Origin of the sequence: Saccharopolyspora sp. 6M (assembly GCF_020176775.1) — a bacterium.
Taxonomy (GTDB): Bacteria; Actinomycetota; Actinomycetes; order Mycobacteriales; family Pseudonocardiaceae; genus Saccharopolyspora_C; species Saccharopolyspora_C gregorii.
In genome coordinates this window covers 1-19,607 of sequence record NZ_JAIUJZ010000211.1, presented here as the reverse complement: position 1 = coordinate 19,607, position 19,607 = coordinate 1, and the positions used below count along the sequence as shown (strand labels likewise).

The following is a 19,607-nucleotide window of genomic DNA, read 5'->3' as shown; positions in this document are numbered from 1 at the left end:
CGGGGAAGGTGTGGTCGGGGGAACTCACGAGAACCCACCGTCCATCACCGGCCGTGTACCTACATCGCGGTTTCCACGTAGGCAGGTACCTACTTTGGTAGATCGGAGCGACCGATTCGCGGGACGTCGTCACTCCGCGTGCACCAAAGCCCGGTATTCCCTGAGCTCGACTAATCACCGGCGTGATCCGCCCCGACCCTGCCGACCACCCGCCGCTCCCGTCAAGGACCCGCTCGTCTCGGCTGAAGCCCACACCTGCGGCGACCACGAGACGGATCACGTCGCCCCGCCCGCTCCCGTTCGACCGCCGGCGGCGGAGCCGCTGAGCCGATGACCGGCCAGCGCGGCAGGACCCCCGCCGAGGCTCCACCACCCCGCCGCGGCCGGGTGGTGGAGCGGAGCCCTCAGGCCCGGCGGCCCGCCAGCCAGCCCGCGATCTGGGCCCGCGACGAGAAGTCCAGCTTCGTCAGGATGTGCTGCACGTGGCCTTCCACGGTGCGCTGCGCGATCACCAGCGACTCCGCGATCTCCTTGTTCGTCCGGCCCTGCGCGACGAGCTCGGCGATCTCCCGCTCCCGCTTGGTCAGCGTCGTCGCCGACAGCTCGTCCGGCGCCACGCTGCGGGTGGCCCGCTTGAGCTCCAGCGCGTAGTCCACCGCGGCTTCCGAGGACATCTGGTAGCCGCGGTCGTAGGCCTCCCGGAAGGCGCGGTCGCCGAGGGCCTGCCGGGTCCCGCGCTCGTGCTCGTCGTGCGCGTGGCGGAAGCTCGCGTAGAACTCGGGCGCCGCGCGGACCGCGTCCCACACCGCCGAGGCCGCCCCGAACAGCCGCGCCGCCCGCTCGTCGCGGCCGAGGCCGTGCGCGATCCACGCCAGGATGTCCATGGTGAAGGCGCTGGAGAGCCGGTTGTCCAGCCTGCGCTGCAACCGCAGCGCCTCCTTCGCCGCGGTCTCGGCGCGGGCCGAGGCGCCGCGCAGGATCTCGATGTGGGCGCTCGCCCACAGCGCAGTGGACCGCCAGAACAGCTCGCCGCGCCCGGTGGTGGCCTCGATGCACTCCCGCAGCAGCGCGATCCCGCCGTCGTGGTCGCCGCGCACCCCCTTGACCAGCCCCAGCGCGAACGACCCGAACCATTCGCCGTGCGGCGCGGCCAGGTCCTGGAACCGGGCGAGCGCGTCGGTGAGCAGCCGTTCCGCCTCGCCGAGGTCGTTGTGGAAGAACGCGGCCATGCCGCGGATCTGGGTGACGTAGGCGACCTCGAACTCGTCGTCGTGCTCGGCGGCGAGGTCGGCGGCCTCGGCCAGCAGCGGTTCCGCGGTGGCCGCGTCGCCCTGCACCAGCGCGAACCAGGCGTTCGCCCGCAGCCCCTCGGACCGCTCCGGGGAGTCCGCCGGGACGTGCGCGAGCGCGGTCTCCAACCAGTGCCGGGCCTCCCCGTTGAGCCCCCGGATGCCCCAGAACGGAGTGAGCCGCGCCGCCAGCCGCAGCGCCTGCGGAGCGGTCTCCTCCCGGTGCGCGGCCGTGTCCAGCGCGAGCCGCACGTTGTCCAGGTCCAGCCGCAGCTCCCGCACCCACGACACCTGGTCGGGGCCGAGCCATTCGGCGGCGAACCGCTCGGCGACCTCCGCGTACCAGTCGCGGTGGCGGCCCAGCACCCGCTGCCGCTCGCCCGCGGCGTCCAGGCGTTCCTGCCCGTAGTCGCGCAGCGCGTGCAGCAGCCGGAACCGCACCTCGTCGCCCTCCTGCTCGCGCACCAGGACCGACTGGTCCACCAGCGAGTGCATCGCGCCGAGCACGTCGACGCGGCTCAACCCGTCGCTGGCGACGTGCTCGGCCGCGGCGAGGCCGAAGCTGCCCGCGAACACCGACACCCGCGCCCACGCGACCCGGTCCTGCTCGGAACACAGCTCGTAGCTCCAGTCGATCAGCGCGCGCAGGCTCTGCTGCCGGGTGGGCGCGCCGCGGCGGCCTTCGCTGAGCAGCTGGTACCGCTCCACCAGCCGCTCCTCCAGCTGGTGCAGGGACAGCGACCGCAGCCGCACCGCGGCGAGCTCGATGGCCAGCGGGTTCCCGTCCAGCCGCGCGCACAGCCGCATCAGCACCGCGCCGTCCTCCTCGGTGACCTCGAAGTCCGGCACGGTGGCGCGGGCGCGGTCGAGGAACAGCCGCACCGAGGAGAACTGCTCATAGGACTCGGGAGGCGGCGGGTCGTCGAGGTCGGGGATCTGCAGCGGCGGCACGACGACGGTCGCCTCCCCGGCCACGCCGAGGGACTGCCTGCTGGTGGCCAGCACCCGCACCCCCGGGCACCAGCGCAGCACCGAGTCGACGAACAGCGCGGCGTCCTCGATGACGTGCTCGCAGTTGTCGACGACGAGCAGCATCTCGCGGTGCTTGAGGTGTTCGACGACGGCGTCCACGTCGGTGCCGGAGGACGGCCCGCCGAGGCTGAGCTGCTCGATGGCGGCTTCGGCGATCAGCGTTCCGTCGCGGAGCTCCTCCAGGCTGACGCACCACGCCTTGTCCCGGAAGATCCGCCGCATGCCGGAGGCCACCCGCAACGCCAGCCGCGTCTTGCCGACTCCGCCGTGGCCGGTGAGGGTCACCAGCCGGGATTCGGCGAGCAACCGCTTCGTCCGGGTGATCTCGTGCCGCCGGCCGACGAAGCTGGTGACGTCGACCGGTAGGTTGCCCGCCGACTCGCGGACGCGGGCCGAGCGCGCACTGGAGACCACACCCCGAGCCTAACCCGGCTCGCCCCCACAGTTGGGGCGATCTTGCAGGTCAGCGGCCCGCGCAGGTGAGGCGCCCGCGCGCGAGATCGACGAATCGCCGTTGCCCGGTGCGCAGTCCGTGCAATCCCAGCGAGACGGTCCGACGGAACGTGGTGAGCGCCGCGACGTGCTCTCGTCGTGGCCGTTCCGGGTCCCCGCCCGCCGCGCGGTAGGCGGCCAGCAGCCGGTCCAGCGCTCTCGGGCCGAACGCGGCGAGCGGGGCGACGAAGTCGCTCACCGGGTCGTCGACGCCGGCATCCGCCCAGTCGAGCAGGCCGGTGAGGATTCCCGAACCGTTCACCAGCGTGTGGTTGGGGCTGAGATCGTGGTGCACCGGTACGCCCTCGCCCCGCCAGCACCGGTCGTCGTCGAGCCACCGCCGCCACCGGTCCACGCAGCGCTCCGGTACGGCCAGCTCGGCGACCCCCGCGGCGAGCCGGTCGGCGACGTCGGTGCGCAGCGCTTCCGGTCCGGCGATCTCGATGCCGGTGGGTGCTACCTCGGCGCTCGGGGTGCTGTGGAGCGCGGCGATCACCGCGCCGAGCCGCACCAGGTGCCCCTCGCTCGCCGTGATCAGCGGCATCGCCACCGCGATCGGATCGTCGGAGGCCAGCGGTTCCCCGGCCAGGCGTCGATAGGCGACCAGGTCCGGGGCGGTGATCTCCCACTCGGGCAGCTCCACCGGCAGCCGCGGGCGCAGCACGGCCAACAACCGGGCCTCCACCGGGATGCGTTCGGCCACCTCCGGGCGGCGAGGTTCGCGCAGCACCCAGCGGCTGCCGTCGCCATCGGTGGCGAAGTGCACCCGGAAGTCCCACCCGGTCTCGTCGACCCCGTCGATCCGCACGTCGAGACCGTGCGCGCGGGCGACCTCGTCGATCATGCCTGCACGGTAGCCCGGTGGCGTGCGCCACGTCTCTCGGATTTCGCCCGCCACGACCAGCGAGAACCGTGCCGGGTGCGGCCCTACCGTGGGAGGTGGCCGTCGTCCGCGCCGATGCGCAGGGGGTGCCCGATGCGGGGGAACGATGCGAGCAGGGGAACGGCGGCGCTGCTGGGAACGGTGGCGCTGGTCGCGGGGCTGTGCGGCGGGGCGTCCGCGGCCGGCGCGGCACCGGCCGCGCCACCACCGGCGCCCGCCGCGGCCGAGCAGCCGGCCCGGCACGTGCTGGTGACGATGGTCGACTACCGGCTGCAGCTGCCCGCGCACCTCCCGCCGGGGCGCTACACCTTCCGCGCGGTGAACCGGGGGATCGCGCCGCACGCGCTGGAGATCAAGGGTCCGGGGGTGGCGGACAAGCGCACGATCACGGTCCGGACGGGTGCCTCCGCCGATCTCACCGTCACGCTGACCCGCGGCACCTACGACTTCTGGTGCCCGGTCGGCAACCACCGCCAGGTCGGCATGCAGCGGTACGTCCACGTCGGCTGACCGGCTCGCCAGCCCACCAGCCCGCGGGACGGAACGCCCACCGACCGGGAATTCACGCGCGCCCCGTCGGTGCCCGGTGCCACGCTGCGCGCATGACCGACCACAAGGACGACCTGCACCAGTACCTGCGCGACGCCCGCGACGCGCTGCTGTGGAAGCTCGACGGGCTCTCCGACCAGGACGTGCGGCGGCCGCTGACGCCGACCGGCACGAACCTGCTGGGGCTGCTCAAGCACGTGGCGAGCGTGGCGGTGGGCTACTTCGGCGAGGTGTACGGCCGCCCGTTCCCCGAGCCGATGCCGTGGATCGAGGATGGCGGCGAGCGCAACGAGGACATGTACGCCACCGCCGACGAGTCCCGCGAGCAGATCATCGGCTTCTGGCACCGCGCCTGGGCGCACGCGGATGCGACCATCGCGGCGCTGCCGCTGGACGCCGCCGGCCGGGTGCCGTGGTGGCCGCCGGAGCGCGGCGAGATCACCCTGCACCGGCTGCTGTGCCACATGCTGGAGGAGACCGCCCGCCACACCGGTCACGCCGACGTGGTCCGCGAGCTCATCGACGGTGCGGTGGGCAGGCGCGCGAACGCAGGCAACCTGCCGCAGCAGGACGAGCGCTGGTGGGCGGACTACCGCGATCACCTGGAGGAGATCGCCCGCACCGCCCGCTAGCCGGCGTCGAACGTCGGCGGGCCTTGCGGCAGCACCTCGCCGGTCTCCAGCAGCGTCCTCAGGTTCGACAGCACCGCGGGCCACGTCTCGCCGGCCACCCGGTCCGCGAGCGCGGAGCGGGGTGACCGCGAGCCGCACGGCGCCGCGACCGGGTTCGACGTCGAACGCGACTGCGCTCGGCCCGAACCCGGCTTCGTCGACGCGCTCGACGCCCGGGCCCCGATGGCGCGATCGGCGGTCTCCTAAGCTGGCCGGATGCGGTTCGAGGGGTTCGGGGACGGGGCGGTCGAGTTCTACGAGGGCTTGGCGGCCGACAACTCCAAGGCCTACTGGAGCGACCACCTGGCCGTGTACCGGGAGCAGGTGCGCGCCCCGATGGAGGCGCTGCTGGCCGAGCTGGAACCCGAGTTCGCCGCCGAGGTCGATTCCGGCGGGGCGACCGGCAAGGGCAAGGTGTTCCGCCCGCACCGGGACGTGCGCTTCAGCAAGGACAAGTCGCCGTACAAGACCCACTGCGGCGCCGTCGTGGAGGCGGGGCGCGGCGGTGGCGCCTACTACGCGGAGATCAGCGCGGACGGGCTGCTCGTCGCGGGCGGCTGCTTCCACGCCGAACCCGACCAGCTGGCCCGCTACCGGGCGGCGGTGGACGAACCGCTGCACGGGAAGGCGCTGGAGGAGATCTTGGCCGCGCTGGGGAAGCGCTGGGAGCTCGGCGGCGACGTGCTCGCCACCCGCCCGCGCGGCGTGGCCGCCGACCACCCGCGGCTGGGGCTGCTGCGGCACCGCTCGCTGCACGTGGCGCGCCGCTGGGTGCCGGACGACGTGCTGCACGAGCGCGGCTGCCTCACCCGGGTCCGCACGGCGTGGCGGGAGCTGCGCGAGCTCAACCGGTGGTGCGCCGACCACGTGGGACCCAGCGACCGGCGGCGCTGACCAGCAGGCCGAGCAGCGCGCCGAGCACGTCCACCAGCGCGTCCAGCACGTCGCCGCTGCGCCCCAGCGGCAGCACCGCCTGCAGCACTTCAGACAGCCCCGCGTACGCCACGAGCCCGGCGGCCAGCGGCAGCAGCGGCAGGCGCGCGAGGCGACCGGACCACGCCAGCGCCGCGAACAACACCAGGTGCACGACCTTGTCGGTGCCGGCCGGCGCCGAGGGCACCCCGGACTCGGGGGTGAACAAGATGATCAGGCTGACTCCGATGATCACTCCGAAGAGCAGCTGACCGGGCCGTGGCCTGTAATGATTCAGCACCGCAAGATCCCGATCGGTTCGTTTCCAGGTGGCTGCGTATTCGACGCGCGCCCGGAGAGACTAGGCTGACCCAACGTGAGTCGACGAGCCAAGATCGTTTGTACCATGGGCCCCGCCACCGCCTCGCCGGAGAAGGTGGCCGAGCTCGTCAGCAGCGGAATGGACGTCGCCCGGTTGAACTTCAGCCACGGCAGCCACGGCGACCACCAGCAGGTGTACGACCTGGTGCGTACCGCCGCCAAGGAAAGTGGCCGTGCCGTCGGCATCCTCGCCGACCTGCAAGGACCTAAGATCCGCCTCGGCAAGTTCGCGGAAGGTCCGGTCGAGTGGAACACCGGCGACGTCGTGCGAATCACGATCGACGACGTGCAAGGCACCCATGATCGTGTTTCCACCACCTACAAGGGGTTGGCAGCCGACGCCAAGGTCGGTGACCGAGTCCTGGTCGACGACGGCAAGGTGGGTCTGACCGTCTCCGCCGTCGAGGGCAACGACGTCGTCTGCGACGTCGTCGAGGGCGGCCCCGTCTCCGACCACAAGGGACTGTCCATGCCGGGCATGGACGTGTCGGTGCCCGCGATGTCCGAGAAGGACGTCGCGGACCTCGAGTTCGCCCTCCAGCTCGGCGTGGACTTCATCGCGCTGTCCTTCGTGCGCAGCCCCGCCGACATCGACCTGGTGCACCAGGTGATGGACCGGGTGGGCCACCGGCTCCCGGTGATCGCGAAGCTGGAGAAGCCGGAGGCGGTGGACAACCTGGAGGCCATCGTGCTGGCCTTCGACGGTGTCATGGTCGCCCGCGGTGACCTCGGCGTGGAACTCCCCCTCGAGCACGTCCCGTTGGTCCAGAAGAAGGCGATCCGGATCGCCCGGGAGAACGCGAAGCCGGTCATCGTGGCCACCCAGATGCTGGACTCGATGATCCACAACTCGCGTCCGACCCGCGCCGAGACCTCCGACGTCGCCAACGCCGTCCTGGACGGCACCGACGCGGTGATGCTCTCCGGCGAGACCAGCGTCGGCGACTACCCGATCGAGACGGTGCAGACGATGTCCCGCATCGTCGAAGCCGTCGAGGACGGATCGCCCACGCCGCCGCCGCTGAGCCACGTGCCGCGCACCAAGCGGGGCGTCATCTCCTACGCGGCCCGCGACATCGGGGAGCGGCTCAGCGCGAAGGCGCTGGTCGCGTTCAGCCAGTCCGGCGACACCGTGCGGCGGCTCGCCCGGCTGCACACCCGGTTGCCGCTGCTGGCGTTCACCCCCGAGGAATCGGTGCGCAGTCAGCTCGCTCTCACTTGGGGGACGGAAACGTTCCTCGTGCCTAAAGTGGACACGACCGACCAAATGGTCCGGCAGGTGGACCAGGCGATGCTGTCGCTCGGCCGATCGCAGCGCGGTGACATGGTGGTCGTGGTCGCCGGTTCCCCGCCGGGCACCGTGGGTTCGACGAACCTGATCCGGGTGCACCGCCTCGGCGAGGAAGACCACGTCTGATCCGCGCCGCGCGCGGAGGTGGGGTCGGTCGACGTTGACCGGCAGGGCGGGAACCACCGGAGTTCCCGCCCGGTGAACCACCCGACATCGCCCGAGGAGCAGAAGTGACCGAAGCGGCACGAGCCGCGGCCGCCGACCCGGCGGGCCTGCACATCGACAGCTCGGTCCCGCTGGACGTGAACGGGGTGCCGCACGGGCAACCCGTGCTGGACCGGCTGATCGCCCTGCTCGACCTGGAGCGGATCGAGGAGAACATCTTCCGCGGGGTCAGCCCCGCGGAGTCGCCGGTGCGGGTCTTCGGCGGCCAGGTCGCCGGGCAGGCGCTGGTCGCCGCCGGGCGCACCGTGCCGGAGGACCGCCCGGTGCACTCGCTGCACGCCTACTTCATCCGGCCCGGCGACCCGAGCGTGCCGATCGTCTACGAGGTGGACCGCACCCGCGACGGCCGGTCGTTCACCACCCGCCGCGTCGTGGCCGTGCAGCACGGCAAGCCGATCTTCTCGCTGTCGGCCTCGTTCCAGCTGGTCGAGGACGGCATCGACCACGCCGAGCAGATGCCCGACGTGCCCGACCCCGAAACGCTGCCCACCTACGGGGAGCAGGTCGGCGGGCTGCTCGGCGAGATGGGCGGCACGCCGTACCAGCCGCGGCCCATCGACGTCCGCTACGTCACCGACCCGCCGTGGGTCCGCAAGGAGAACGGCGAGCGGGAGGCGCGCAGCCAGGTCTGGATGAAGGCCGACGGCGTGCTGCCGGACGACAAGCTGCTGCACGTGTGCATGGCGGCGTTCGCGTCCGACCTGACCTTGTTGGATTCGGTGCTGGTGCGCCACGGCGTGTACTGGATGCTGGACAAGGTGTCCGGGGCGAGCCTGGACCACGCCATGTGGTTCCACCGGCCGTTCCGCGCCGACGAGTGGCTGCTCTACGACTGCGCCTCGCCCAGCGCCTCCGGCGCCCGCGGGCTGGCCACCGGCCGCTTCTTCTCCCGCGACGGGCGCCTGGTCGCCACCGTCGTGCAGGAAGGACTCCTCCGAGTCCTGGACTGAGCCCGGATCGACGACGAGAACGGGACCTCCCGAACGATCGGGAGGTCCCGTTCTTCTCGTCGCGCCGGGGAATTCACCCCATCACCTCGCGACTCCCGCTCGGTCGGCCCGTGTCCGGTCGAGGACGCCGCCGCGGAGGCTCGGTGAGCGGCGTGAGGCGGGTGTGGTCGGGGCGGCGGTGCAGACGAGGGCGCCCGGCGCCGTCGCGGATGTTCCACCACGTCGTGGTCCGGTGCGGTGGAGACCGGGGCCGGGGCGTGGAGCACGAACCGCGGGTCGTGGCGGTGCCGGCCCGGCGGCGACCCGAACTGCCCCCGGTGCCGCGCGGGCACCGGTGCGCACCGGTGTGACGGGCGCGGCCCGGCCCCGGTCGGTCTGCGACCGGAGCCGGACCGCTCTCGGAGCGGGTTCCCGGCGCGAGGTGACCCGCCCGGCCCGAGTTCAGGCGGCGATCGCGTCCGCGATCGCGGTGGTTCCGCTGGTGAGGTCGAAACCCCGGCACCGGCTGGACGGTTCGTCGAGCACGGCGGCGGTGACGGCGGCGACGTCCGCCCGCGGGATGGTGCGCGGGATGCCCGGCGCGATCGTGAGCCGATCCGCGATCCGCACCAGCCCGGCGCCGGGGTCGTCGGTGAGACCGCCGGGGCGCACGATCGTCCAGGCCAGCGCGGACTCGGCCAGTGCCAGGTCGGAGGCCTGCTTGGCGCGCAGCACCCGGTGCAGGAACTCGGGTCCTTCGTCCGGCCGGTCCGCGAACAGCGAGGAGACCTGCACGAACCGGTCCGCACCCGCCTTCTCAGCGGCCTTGACGGCGTTGATCGCACCGTCGCGGTCGACGGCTTCGGCGAGCCCGGGCTGCGGGTCGCTCGCGGCCGCCGCGTTGATCACGACGTCCGATCCGGCGAGCGCGGCGGCCAGCGCCCCCGTGTCGGACCGGAGGTCGGCGAGCACGGCCTCGGCGCCGCGCGCCCGCAACTCGTCGGCGGCTTCGGGGCGGCGCACCGCGCCGCGCACCGGCACTCCGCGCGCGAGCAGTTCCGCCACGATCAGCGAACCGGTCTTCCCGGTCGCGCCGAGCACGGTCACCAGCATCGTCATCGGCTCCTTCACGTCGGCCCGGTGGCCGTATCGAGGTGCGGGTCCAGCAGGGACAGGTCGAGTTCGGGCGGGAACGGCCCGTAGGCGTTGGCGCGGGCGGCGCGGTGGCGCACGGCGGGGATCCGCAGCACGGCGCGCAGGAGCCGGTTCGGCCGGAAGTCGCCGTCCCCGGCGAGGGCGGCGGCCACCCGCTGCTCGGTGCGCACCTGCTGGCGCTGCACCTGCTCGACGGCCGGTTCGCGACGCCGCTGCACCTCGGCCAGCGCTTCCTCTTCGGGAGTCCCGGTGCGCCGGAACGCGGGGACGAGCACGTCGGCGGCGGTGACGGCGTCCTGGACCGCCATCAGGATCCCGTTGCCGCCGACCGGGGAGATCACGTGCGCGGCGTCGCCGATGAGCAGCACCCCGGGCCGGTGCCAGCGCTGCGCGCGGGAGATCTCCACCGACAGCAGGGTGATCTGGTCGAACCCGGTGAGCTTGCCGACCCGGTCGGCGAGCCACGGCACCCGCGCGGTGAGGAAGTCCCGGATGGGACCGACCCCGGCCCGCTTCGCCTCCGGGTAGCCGCCCTTCGGGATCGTGTAGCCGACCTGCCAGCCGTGGTCCTGGCCGAGGGTGGACACGTAGTGCCCCGGCCCGAAGTAGAGCTCGGCGTCGGCGGCGGGCGGGTCCTGGTGGTGCCGGGGCAGCCGGAACCACAGGATGTCCGAGCCCGAGCCGAGCGGTCGGGTGGGCAGGTCGGCGAGCCGCCGCAGCCGGGAGTACCTGCCGTCGGCGCCCACCACCAGGTCGGCGTCCAGCCGGTGCTCCCCGTCGTCGTCGCGGTAGCGGACGCCGGTGACCCGGCCGGATTCCGCCACGAGCCCGGTGACCTTGGAACCGAGCAGCAGCCGGAAGCCCGGCAGTTCCGCGGCCCGCTCGGCGAGGAAGTCGAGGAACCGCGCCTGCGGCATCAGCGCCACGTAGGGGTAGGGACCGCGCAGCCCGCGGTACTCGGCGGTGGTGACGACCCCCGAGCTGGTGTGGAAGCGGAACGTGGTGGCGCGGTTGTGCTCCAGTCGCAGCAGGTCGTCGGCGAGCCCCAGCTGCCGCATGAGCTCCAGCGTGTACGGGTGCAGCGAGTCGCCGCGGAAGTCGCGCTGGAAGTCCCGCTGCGACTCCAGCAGCGTCACGCGCACGCCGGCTCGGGCCAGCAGGTAGGCGAGCAGCACGCCTCCCGGCCCGCCGCCCGCGATCGCGCAGTGCGGCCGCGTCTCGTGCGGCATGGGATTCACCTTCGTCTCACCGTCCGCCCGGTCCTGGGAGCGGGACCGGGGTTCCCGGAACGTCTCACTTCAAACTAATGACGGTCGTCGACTGTGTCAATCGTTGAGATAATAGACCATTGGTATGATCCGATTACGGCGCGTTTCGGGGGGAGGCGAGCGGTGGAACCACCGATCGAGAGCCAGGTGCTGGAGCTGCTGCACCAGCAGGGGGTCGAAGGGGAGCGGATCTCGCAGGCCTTCGCGGCCAGGCACGGCATGCACCCCACGGACGTGCGCGCCCTGATCCTGATCATCGACGCGGAGCAGCGCGGCACCCCCGCCACGCCGCGCGCGCTGCGCCAGGACCTGGTGCTCACCTCCGGGGCGGTCACCGCCATCGTCGACCGGCTCGAAGCGCGGCGGCACGTGCGGCGCAGCCGCGAAGGCAGCGATCGCAGGCAGGTCCAGCTGCACCCGACCGAGTCGGCTCGCGCGATCGCCGGGGAATACTTCGGCGCGCTGGCCGGCCGCGGCCGCGAGGTGCTGTCCGAGTTCGACGCCGCGGAGCTCGCCGTGGTGCACCGGTTCCTGCACCGGATGCAGCAGGCGATGCGGGACTTCGCCGCCGGATCCGCCACCGAGCCCGCCCCCGAGGAGCCCGCCGGTTCCGCCTGATGGTCGTTGACCCCGCCCGGCCGGTCGCCTAGGTTTCGCCTGGTGCGGGCGGGTGCGTCCTCGTCCGGACCATCCCTTCCCGCCGCTAGGGGGCGCGATGCGTCGCTGGGTCCCGGTCCTCGTGCTGATCCTCTTCGGCGTGCTCGCCGGCCCGCTCGCCGTCTCCTCGCCGAGCGCGGCGCCCACCGGGCCCGACGCGCTGCGGGCGGACCTCGACCGGATCCTCGCCGACCCGCGGCTGGCCGGATCGCACGCCGGGGTCGTGGTGCGGGACCCGGACACCGACGAAGTGCTCTACAGCAGGCAGCCCGCCGCGCGCGCCACCCCCGCGTCCACCGCGAAGCTGTTCACCGCAGCGGCCGCGCTCGACGAGCTGGGGCCCGGCCACCGGTTCCGCACCGAGGTGCGCACCGCCGCGCCGCAGGCCGGGTCGCTGCTGCTCGGCGACCTGCACCTGCGCGGCACCGGGGACCCCACGATGCTGGCCACCGACTACGACCGGCTGGCCGCGCAGGTCGCGGACAGCGGGGTGCGGGTCGTGCGGGGTGCGGTGCGGGCCGACGCGACCTGGTTCGACGACGTGCCGCTGGGCACCGGCTGGGCCTGGGACGACGAGCCCTACTACTACTCGGCGCCGGTGTCCGCGCTGACCGTCGCGCCCACCGAGGACTACGACGCGGGCACCGTGCTGCTGCGGGTGTCCCCGGCCGCGCCCGGCCGGCCGGTGCGCGTCGAGGCGCGGCCCGCGACCGGTGCGATCCGGCTGGACGTGCGGGCCACCACCGGCGAGCCCGGCTCCGAACCGGCGCTGTCGGTCACCCGCGAGCACGGCGGGGACCGGGTCGTGGTGTCGGGCTCGCTGCCCGCGGACGCCGAGCCGGTCGAGGAGTACACCAGCGTGCGCGACCCAGCCGCGTACGCCGTCGACGTGTTCACCCGGGCGCTGCGCGCGCACGGCGTGCGGGTCGACCGCACCGGTGCCGGTGCGACCCCGGACGGAGCGCGGCTGCTCGCCGAACGCGAGTCGATGCCGCTGCGCGAGCTGCTGGTGCCGTTCCTGAAGCTGAGCAACAACGGGCACGCCGAAGTGCTGGTGAAGGAGATGGGCAGGCACGCCCGCGGCACCGGCTCGTGGCCCGCGGGGCTCGACGTGCTCACCGGGCGGCTCGCCGAGCTCGGCGTCGACCCGGCGCGGCTGCGGCTGGTGGACGGGTCGGGGCTCTCCGCGGTCGACGGCATCCCGCCCGACCAGCAGGCGCTGCTGCTGGACCAGGTCCGGAGCAGGCCGTGGTTCGCGGACTTCAAGGCGGCGCTGCCGCTCGCGGGTGCTCCGGACCGCATGGTCGGCGGCACGTTGCGCAACCGGATGGCCGGCACTCCCGCCGAGCGGAACGTGGCCGCGAAGACCGGTTCGCTGTCCGGGGTGAGCTCGCTGGCCGGGTACGTGACGGCGGCCGACGGGCGCGAACTGGTGTTCTCCGTGCTGTTCAACGATTTCCTCGGCGGCGCGCCGACCGATCTCGAAGACGCGATCGCGGTCCGGTTGGCGCAGTACCCGGGTACCGCGCAGCGGGCCCCCGCCGTGGCCAGGAAGGACACCGGCGGAACGGGTGCGGAATCGGGCGCGGAGTGTTCTTGGACGAAGTCCTGCTGAGCCTGATCGCCATTGCCGGATTTGTGCGGAAGAGCGCGGAAAGGTCGTCCCTTCGCGTTGTCACCGGAACCGGGGGTTATCCCGATTCGGTCTCGGGAACGGCTCAGGGGGCGACCCGGGTCACGCCGGGGTTGCCGTAGGGTCGAGGAAGCTAACGTGGCATCCGTTGGTCGACCATCCCGCCCGAACCGGTGAACTGGGGAGTTCCACGTGTCCTTCGTCAGCGAATTCCTGGCCATGGTCGCCGGGCTGCCGCGCCCGCTGCTGATCCTGGTCACGGGTGCTCTGGTGCTCGGCGAGTGCACGATCGGACTGGGCTTCCTGGTGCCGGGGGAGAGCGGTCTGCTGGTCGCTTCGGCCGCGGTGACCGATATCGGATTCTTCTTCGGCCTGTCACTGACCGTGGCGGCGTGCGCGGTGGTCGGTGACAACATCGGCTATTTCCTGGGGCGTCGATACGGTGCGCGGGTCCGGGAAACCCGAATGGTCGCGAAGCTGGGCGTCCGGCATTGGGACCGGGCGTGCCGGATGTTGCGGAAGTACGGCATCGGTGCGGTGTTCGTCGCGCGTTTCCTGCCGGTCGTGCGCACGTTGGTGCCGGTCTCGGCGGGAACCAGCGGACTGGGGTATTGGCGTTTCCTGGCCACGTCGGTCGTGGGGGCCACGACGTGGTCGATGCTGCACGTGGGCATCGGCTGGGCGGCCGGGACCTCGGCGAAGTACATCGAGCACGTGCTGGGCCGCGCGAGCGGCATCGTGCTGGGGGCGCTGGTGCTGATCGGCATCGGCGTGTGGCTGTGGCGCCGCCGGTCCAAGAAGCTGAAGGCCGCCTCCGCGCAGCCCACCGACGTCGCCGAAGAACCCGTCGACGCCGAACGCGCCGCCTGACCCGCGCCGCCTGACCCGCTCCGCCCGGCCGAGCGGCGGTCAGCGGCGGGCGTCGAGCCGGTACCGGCCGGGGGCCCGGCCGCGGGCCCGGCTGAAAGCCCGGCTGAACGCGTGCACCGAGGTGTAGCCGACCGATCGCGCGATCGCCTCCAGGGTGTCGTCGCCGTCGCGCAGCCGCGCCGCCGCCAGGTCCATCCGCCACCGCGTGAGGTAACCGCCGGGCGGCTCGCCCGCGGCGTGCAGGAACCTCCTGGTCAGCGTGGCGCGGGACACCGCGACGCGGGAGGCGAGCAGGTCGGTGGTCCAGGGCCGCGCGGGGTCCTCGTGCAGCGCGGTGATGGCGTCCCGCACCACGGGGTCGCAGAGCAGGCCGAGCCAGCTGCCCGCCGCTTCCGCCGGGGACGCCGCGATCCAGTCCCGCAGCAGCTGGATGAGCAGGACGTCGATGAGCCGGTCGAGCAGCACGCTGGAGGCGAGCCCCGGCCGTTCGAGTTCGCGGCCGAGCAGCCGCAGCGCGTCGTCGAGCCCGCCGCCGCGTTCGGCGTGCACGTGGACGGCGCCGGGCAGCGCGGAGAGCACCTGGGTGGAGGCGGCGGTGTCGGAGCTGAAGGTCGCGCACAGCAGGTGGGTCTGCGGGGCGCCTCGCCCGATGCGCAGCGCGGTCCCGGTTTCCTGGGCGTGCTGGGCGTCGGCGCAGTCGTGGGAGTCGATCGCGGCGTCGGGTGCGCTGAGCAGGGTGTGGGCGGTGCTGTCGGCGAGCAGCAGCACGTCGCCGGGGACGAGCTGCCGCGGTTCCTCGCCGGGCACGCCGATCCAGGCGGTGCCCGCGGTGACGGTGTACAGGGCGGGTCCGCCGGGGCCCGCCCAGGACACGCCCCAGTCCTGCCCGGCGCTGATCCGGGCGCCCAGGCTGCCGCGGACTCCGGTGCGGGCGAGCACGTCGGCGAGGAGGTCCATCCGGCCCAGATTACTCGGCGGCGGGAGCGGCGGTGCAACGATCGGACAAGTCCGTGCGCTCGTCGGGCATCGCTCGGATCACCTGCTGCGCCATACGCTCGTCGCAGGGCCGCCCGTCGGGGGCGGCGGAGCGGGAGGAGCGCGCGATGACGCGGTCGAGCGACGAAGCCGATCTGGACCGGCGGATGGCCGGCTCGTACGGCGAGCAGACCGAGCAGGACCGGCAGGCCCTCGCCGAGTTCGGCAGCGCGGCCGAGATGAACCGCCGGGTCATCGCCGAGTTCCGCGAGCGCGGCGGCGCGGTCGGCGGCATGTTCGAAGGCCTCCCGCTGGTCCTGGTGCACCACGTGGGCGCCAAGTCCGGTACGCCCCGGGTGTCGCCGTTGGTGCCGCTGATCGAGGGCGATCGGATCTTCGTCTTCGCCAGCAAGGGCGGCACCCCGGAACACCCGGCCTGGTACCACAACCTGGTGGCGAACCCGCGGACCGAGGTCGAGCTGGGCGCCGAGGTGTTCGACGTCGAGGCGGTGGTGCTGACCGGCGCGGAGCGCGACGAGGTGTACGCGCGGCAGGTCGCGGTGGCTCCCCAGTTCGGCGCGTACGAGCGCCGCACCGACCGGGTCATCCCGGTGGTGGAGTTGCGGCGCGTCTAGTTCAGCGCCGCTCGGCCGCCTCGGGTCGCCCGGTGCCGGCGAAGGCGGGTCCGGCCAGGAACCACACCGCGGTGATGATGCCGAGCAGCGCGGGCACGCTCCAGTACGGGTGGTGCGCGAGCTCGTCGAGGGACCGCGGGAGGGCGACCCCGCCGACGGCGGCGAGCGCCAGCAGCACGACGCCCGCGATCACGTCCGCGAGCAGCACCCGCAGCCATTCCCGCCACAGCGCGACCACCTCGGCCCGCGAGCCCTTCGCCGGTGTCGCCGGGCGCGGGCCACCGGCGAACCGGTGGTGGAACCAGGCGTCGGCCCAGGCGATCGTGGCGCGGCCGAAGGCGACGGTGAAGCCGAGGTAGACGGCGGCGAACGCGTGCGCGCGGGAGGGTTCGGCGCCGCCGGCGAGGTCGGCGGCGACCAGCACGACGAGCGCGAGGTCGACGAGCGGCACTGCGCGCAACAGCAAGGTGCCCAGCCGGTCCCGCCGGGCCGGGTAGCGGGCGGCGAGGCCGGCGGCGAGCACCACCCAGAACGCGATCTCGGCGGCGAAGATGGCGGTGACCACGGGGTTCTCCTCCGGTCAGCGGGGTGTCGTGCCGAACAGCCGCTCCTCCAGCAGCGCGGCGGCCTGCTCGCGGTCGAGGAGGCCGGGCGCGGTGAGCAGCTGGAAGGTGAGCCCGTCCACGAGCGCGCCCAGCCCGGCGGCGGTCCGCTCGGGGTCGGTCCCGGCGGGCAGCTGCCCGAGCTCGACGAGTCCGCGCACCACGTGCAGCAGGAACCCCCGCACTTCGCGCGCCTGGTCGCCGATGATCTCGGCGAGCGCGGGGTCGTGCCGGGATCGGTGCACGAACTCCAGCCAGATGCCGAGTTCGCGGGTGGTGTCGTCGCGCAGCGGCAGCAGCTCGCCGAGCATCGCCAGCACCCGGCGGCGCACGTCGGGTTCGGCTTCGGCCCGGCGCACGCGTTCGCCGACCCGCTCGGACAGCGAGCGGAGCGCGAAGGCGTGCAGTTCGGCCTGGGTGCCGAAGAAGTGGCGCACGGAGCCGGTGGCGAGCCCGGCTTCGGCCGCGACCTTGCGGACGGAGGCCTCGGCGAGCCCGCCGCGTTCGAGGGTCCGCCACGTGGCGGCGACGATGTCCCGCCGCCGCGCCTCCTGATCAATCCGTCGCACCACCAACCCAAACTAACACACCTGTGCTAGTAAGAGGGTGCAGGTGAGCGGCCTGTTCGAGCCGCGAGTTCGGACGGTCGGGGTCAGTTGCGGGTGGTGACCTGGCCGCCGCTGAGCTGGTGCACCGCACGGCTCACCTCGCGCGGCCGCAACCCGGTGCCGGTGAGGGTGAGCGCCAGCCGATCCGTGCCGCCGCACTCGCTGAGCGGGCCGCCCCAGCCGTCCACGTCGATCACCACGTACGGGGACCGGGCGCGGTGGGTGCGCAACCGCACCTGCCGCACCGCCGACCACGGCGCCGAGTACGTCCCGGCGGCGGAGGCGTAGGTGACGCCGGCGTCGGTCAACGCCACCTGCAGGTGGAACATGTCCCGGTTGATCCGCCGCCAGCGCAGCTGCGCCCGCGCCACGTAGCAGCTGCACGCGACCGCCACGACCGGCACCGCCACCAGCCAGCGCGACGGGCCCGGCGTCCACGTCCACCACAGCACCGCGGCCCCGGAGCACATGACGGCGTTGGCGATCTGGGTGAGCACCACGAGCAGGCCGTCCCGCTGGATGCTGCGTTCTTGCTGCGCGCTCCGGCTGATCACCAGCACGCGGGAGGCCGGGTGCATGGCGACGATCTTCCCCCGGGCGGCCCACCCGGTGAACCCGGCGGAAGCACCAATTTCACCCGGTGGAACGGCGGCCGGGGGGGGGGGCCCCCGGGGGGGGGGGGCCCCCCCCCCCGTCGAGGAGCGGGCCGGCTCAGGTGCGGGCGGCGGTCTCCCGATCGCCGGTGCCGCTGGCGCGCCGCCGGGACACGGCGTAGCCGATGGCGAGCGCGATGACCAGCGGCGGCGTGATGTACAGCGCGATCCGGGTCTCCGAGTCGAACGCCAGCAGCACCACGACCATCGCCAGGAACGCCAGCACCACGTAGTTCGAGTACGGCGCCAGCGGCATCCGGAACGTGGTCGCCTCGATCTCGCCGCGCGCGATCCGGCGGCGGAACCCGAGGTGCGCGATCACGATCATGCCCCAGGTGAACAGGGCGCCGACGGTGCTCGCGCTGGTGATGTAGGTGAACGCCTGCTCCGGCGCCACGTAGTTGAGCACCACGCCGATGAGCATCGACCCGAAGGTGACCGCGATGGCCCGCGACGGCACCGCCCGCGAGGACAGCTTGCCGACGGCGCGCGGCGCGTGCCCGTCCTCGGACAGGGTGCGCAGCATGCGGCCGGTGGAGAAGATGCCGCTGTTGCAGGAGGACAGCGCCGCGGTGGTCACCACGAAGTTGATGACCCCGGCGGCCGCCGGGATGCCGATCAGCGTGAAGGCCTGCACGAACGGGCTGGTGTCCGCGTTGAACCTGGTCCACGGCACGAGCGCGGTCAGCGCGGCCAGCGCGCCCACGTAGAAGATCAGGATCCGCAGCATCACCGCGTTGATGGCCTTCGGCAGCACCGTCTTCGGGTTGGCGCTCTCGCTGGCGGTCTGGCCGACCATCTCGACGCCGATGAACGCGAACATGACGATCTGGAAGGCCAGCAGCGCCGAGACCGGGCTGGTGGGGAAGAAGCCGCCGTGCGACCAGATGTTGCTCACCGCGGCGGTGTCGCCCGCGTCGCTGAAGCCGAACACCAGGATGAGCGCGACCAGCACGATCATGCCGACGATGGCCACGACCTTGATCAGCGCGAACCAGAACTCGAACTCGCCGAACAGCTTCACCGCGATCAGGTTGACGCCGCTGAGCACGATGAGCGCGCCGAGGGCGGGGATCCACTGCGGCAGCTCCGGGAACCAGAACTGGAAGTACTTGCCGACGGCGGTGATCTCGGCCATGCCGGTCACGATCCACACCAGCCAGTAGCCCCAGCCGGTGGCGAACTTGGCCCAAGGGCCGATGAACTCGCCCGCGTACTCGGCGAAGGAGCCGCTGACCGGCCGGTACATCAGGAGTTCGCCGAGGGCCCGCATCACGAAGAAGATCATCACCCCGGCGATGGCGTAGATCAGCATCAGGCCGGGACCGACCTGGCTCAGCGCCTTGCCGGACCCGAGGAACAGGCCCACGCCGATCGCCCCGCCGATGGCGATCATGTTGATGTGCCGGTTGCTCAGGTCCTTGCGGTATTCCTCGGGGACGGGTTCGCTCATCGCCGTGCTCCTGCGGAGGGAAGAAGGATTCATTCTTGTGGACCGGTACTGTGCCACGTTCGGTCCTGCTCTTCCCGGCAGGGGCTGGAATCGTGATCGATTCTTCCAGCGGTGGCGATCTGCGAGCTTTGTCCGTTGATATTCGCCTGTGACCTGCCGTTACGGCGGAGATGAATCGTTTTTTGCTCCGACTGGTGGTACCGGGAACGGCGAACGCCGCATTTCCGGAGGAAATGCGGCGTTCGCGTCGGGCCGATCAATGCGGAGGACATCTCCGCGAAACGGTTCGCTTACAGATCGGCGTAGAGCGGGAACTTCTCGGCGAGTGCGCGGACGCGGCCGGCGAGCGCGGTCGTCGTCTCCTCGTCGATGGTGGGTTGGAGTGCCCCGGCGATGATGTCGGCGACTTCGGTGAATTCGGTGGTGGTGAAGCCGCGGGTGGCC

19 protein-coding genes are annotated in these 19,607 nt (G+C 72.8%); 9 read left to right on the top strand and 10 right to left on the bottom strand.

The window, feature by feature from the left end; genetic code table 11:
- Positions 1-404 precede the first annotated feature (404 nt).
- Together LCD31_RS29655 and LCD31_RS24205 are read right to left on the bottom strand one after the other, a co-directional pair.
- Positions 405-2,735 carry a LuxR C-terminal-related transcriptional regulator gene (locus LCD31_RS29655; RefSeq protein WP_224961610.1) on the bottom strand — a complete coding sequence of 777 codons (2,331 nt, stop codon included), beginning with the start codon at positions 2,733-2,735 and terminating at the stop codon, positions 405-407.
- Positions 2,736-2,784: 49 nt separating this feature from the next.
- Entirely contained in the window at positions 2,785-3,657 is an 873-nt protein-coding gene (locus LCD31_RS24205; protein ID WP_224961607.1) for a macrolide 2'-phosphotransferase, read from the bottom strand.
- A 132-nt stretch (positions 3,658-3,789) separates the two neighbouring features.
- On the opposite strand from LCD31_RS24205, the gene LCD31_RS24200 reads away from it, so the two are divergent.
- From LCD31_RS24200 to LCD31_RS24190, 3 genes are all read left to right on the top strand, one after another.
- The gene (locus LCD31_RS24200) at positions 3,790-4,206 is read left to right on the top strand and encodes a hypothetical protein (RefSeq protein WP_224961604.1); all 417 of its coding nucleotides are present in this window, start codon (positions 3,790-3,792) and stop codon (positions 4,204-4,206) included.
- A gap of 92 nt (positions 4,207-4,298) precedes the next feature.
- Positions 4,299-4,877, top strand: a complete 579-nt coding sequence (locus LCD31_RS24195) for a DinB family protein (protein WP_224961602.1) — start codon at positions 4,299-4,301, stop codon at positions 4,875-4,877.
- A 255-nt stretch (positions 4,878-5,132) separates the two neighbouring features.
- Positions 5,133-5,810 (top strand): DUF2461 domain-containing protein, encoded by a 678-nt coding sequence (locus LCD31_RS24190; RefSeq protein ID WP_224961600.1) that lies wholly within the window; start codon positions 5,133-5,135, stop codon positions 5,808-5,810.
- On the opposite strand, the gene LCD31_RS24185 is transcribed toward LCD31_RS24190, so the two are convergent.
- The gene (locus LCD31_RS24185) at positions 5,761-6,084 is read right to left on the bottom strand and encodes a VanZ family protein (protein ID WP_224961598.1); all 324 of its coding nucleotides are present in this window, start codon (positions 6,082-6,084) and stop codon (positions 5,761-5,763) included. The genes LCD31_RS24190 and LCD31_RS24185 overlap by 50 nt on opposite strands.
- A 120-nt stretch (positions 6,085-6,204) precedes the next feature.
- Between LCD31_RS24185 and pyk the strand changes: the two genes are divergently transcribed.
- Together pyk and tesB are read left to right on the top strand one after the other, a co-directional pair.
- On the top strand, positions 6,205-7,626 hold the full coding sequence (pyk, locus tag LCD31_RS24180; RefSeq protein WP_224961596.1) for a pyruvate kinase: 1,422 nt from the start codon (positions 6,205-6,207) through the stop codon (positions 7,624-7,626).
- Between the two features lie 104 nt (positions 7,627-7,730).
- Positions 7,731-8,675 (top strand): acyl-CoA thioesterase II, encoded by a 945-nt coding sequence (gene tesB / locus LCD31_RS24175; protein ID WP_373690025.1) that lies wholly within the window; start codon positions 7,731-7,733, stop codon positions 8,673-8,675.
- A 441-nt stretch (positions 8,676-9,116) separates the two neighbouring features.
- Here the strand turns inward: tesB and LCD31_RS24170 are convergent, their stop codons facing one another.
- Together LCD31_RS24170 and LCD31_RS24165 are read right to left on the bottom strand one after the other, a co-directional pair.
- Positions 9,117-9,773: an SDR family oxidoreductase gene (locus LCD31_RS24170; RefSeq protein WP_224961594.1), complete on the bottom strand. Its 657-nt coding sequence runs from the start codon at positions 9,771-9,773 to the stop codon at positions 9,117-9,119.
- An 8-nt stretch (positions 9,774-9,781) separates the two neighbouring features.
- On the bottom strand, positions 9,782-11,038 hold the full coding sequence (locus tag LCD31_RS24165; RefSeq protein ID WP_224961592.1) for an FAD-dependent oxidoreductase: 1,257 nt from the start codon (positions 11,036-11,038) through the stop codon (positions 9,782-9,784).
- A 162-nt stretch (positions 11,039-11,200) separates the two neighbouring features.
- Between LCD31_RS24165 and LCD31_RS24160 the strand changes: the two genes are divergently transcribed.
- From LCD31_RS24160 to LCD31_RS24150, 3 genes are all read left to right on the top strand, one after another.
- Positions 11,201-11,695 carry a MarR family winged helix-turn-helix transcriptional regulator gene (locus tag LCD31_RS24160; protein WP_224961590.1) on the top strand — a complete coding sequence of 165 codons (495 nt, stop codon included), beginning with the start codon at positions 11,201-11,203 and terminating at the stop codon, positions 11,693-11,695.
- 97 nt (positions 11,696-11,792) lie between these two features.
- Positions 11,793-13,349: a D-alanyl-D-alanine carboxypeptidase/D-alanyl-D-alanine-endopeptidase gene (gene dacB, locus LCD31_RS24155; RefSeq protein ID WP_224961588.1), complete on the top strand. Its 1,557-nt coding sequence runs from the start codon at positions 11,793-11,795 to the stop codon at positions 13,347-13,349.
- A 210-nt stretch (positions 13,350-13,559) separates the two neighbouring features.
- Positions 13,560-14,237 carry a DedA family protein gene (locus tag LCD31_RS24150; RefSeq protein WP_224961586.1) on the top strand — a complete coding sequence of 226 codons (678 nt, stop codon included), beginning with the start codon at positions 13,560-13,562 and terminating at the stop codon, positions 14,235-14,237.
- Between the two features lie 39 nt (positions 14,238-14,276).
- Here LCD31_RS24150 and LCD31_RS24145 read toward each other — a convergent pair whose 3' ends face one another.
- Positions 14,277-15,194, bottom strand: coding sequence for an AraC family transcriptional regulator (locus LCD31_RS24145; protein WP_224961584.1), 918 nt, complete (start codon positions 15,192-15,194; stop codon positions 14,277-14,279).
- A gap of 146 nt (positions 15,195-15,340) precedes the next feature.
- Between LCD31_RS24145 and LCD31_RS24140 the strand changes: the two genes are divergently transcribed.
- Positions 15,341-15,847, top strand: coding sequence for a nitroreductase family deazaflavin-dependent oxidoreductase (locus LCD31_RS24140; protein ID WP_308011327.1), 507 nt, complete (start codon positions 15,341-15,343; stop codon positions 15,845-15,847).
- A 1-nt stretch (position 15,848) separates the two neighbouring features.
- On the opposite strand, the gene LCD31_RS24135 is transcribed toward LCD31_RS24140, so the two are convergent.
- The 4 genes from LCD31_RS24135 to LCD31_RS24120 form a co-directional block, all read right to left on the bottom strand.
- Positions 15,849-16,412, bottom strand: a complete 564-nt coding sequence (locus tag LCD31_RS24135; RefSeq protein ID WP_224961581.1) for a hypothetical protein — start codon at positions 16,410-16,412, stop codon at positions 15,849-15,851.
- Positions 16,413-16,427: 15 nt separating this feature from the next.
- Positions 16,428-17,021 (bottom strand): TetR/AcrR family transcriptional regulator, encoded by a 594-nt coding sequence (locus LCD31_RS24130; protein WP_224961579.1) that lies wholly within the window; start codon positions 17,019-17,021, stop codon positions 16,428-16,430.
- Between the two features lie 80 nt (positions 17,022-17,101).
- A complete protein-coding gene (locus tag LCD31_RS24125) occupies positions 17,102-17,635 on the bottom strand; it encodes a PH domain-containing protein (protein WP_224961577.1) in 534 nt (177 codons plus the stop codon).
- A 133-nt stretch (positions 17,636-17,768) separates the two neighbouring features.
- Entirely contained in the window at positions 17,769-19,163 is a 1,395-nt protein-coding gene (locus LCD31_RS24120) for an amino acid permease (protein ID WP_224961575.1), read from the bottom strand.
- Between the last annotated feature and the right edge of the window lie 444 nt (positions 19,164-19,607).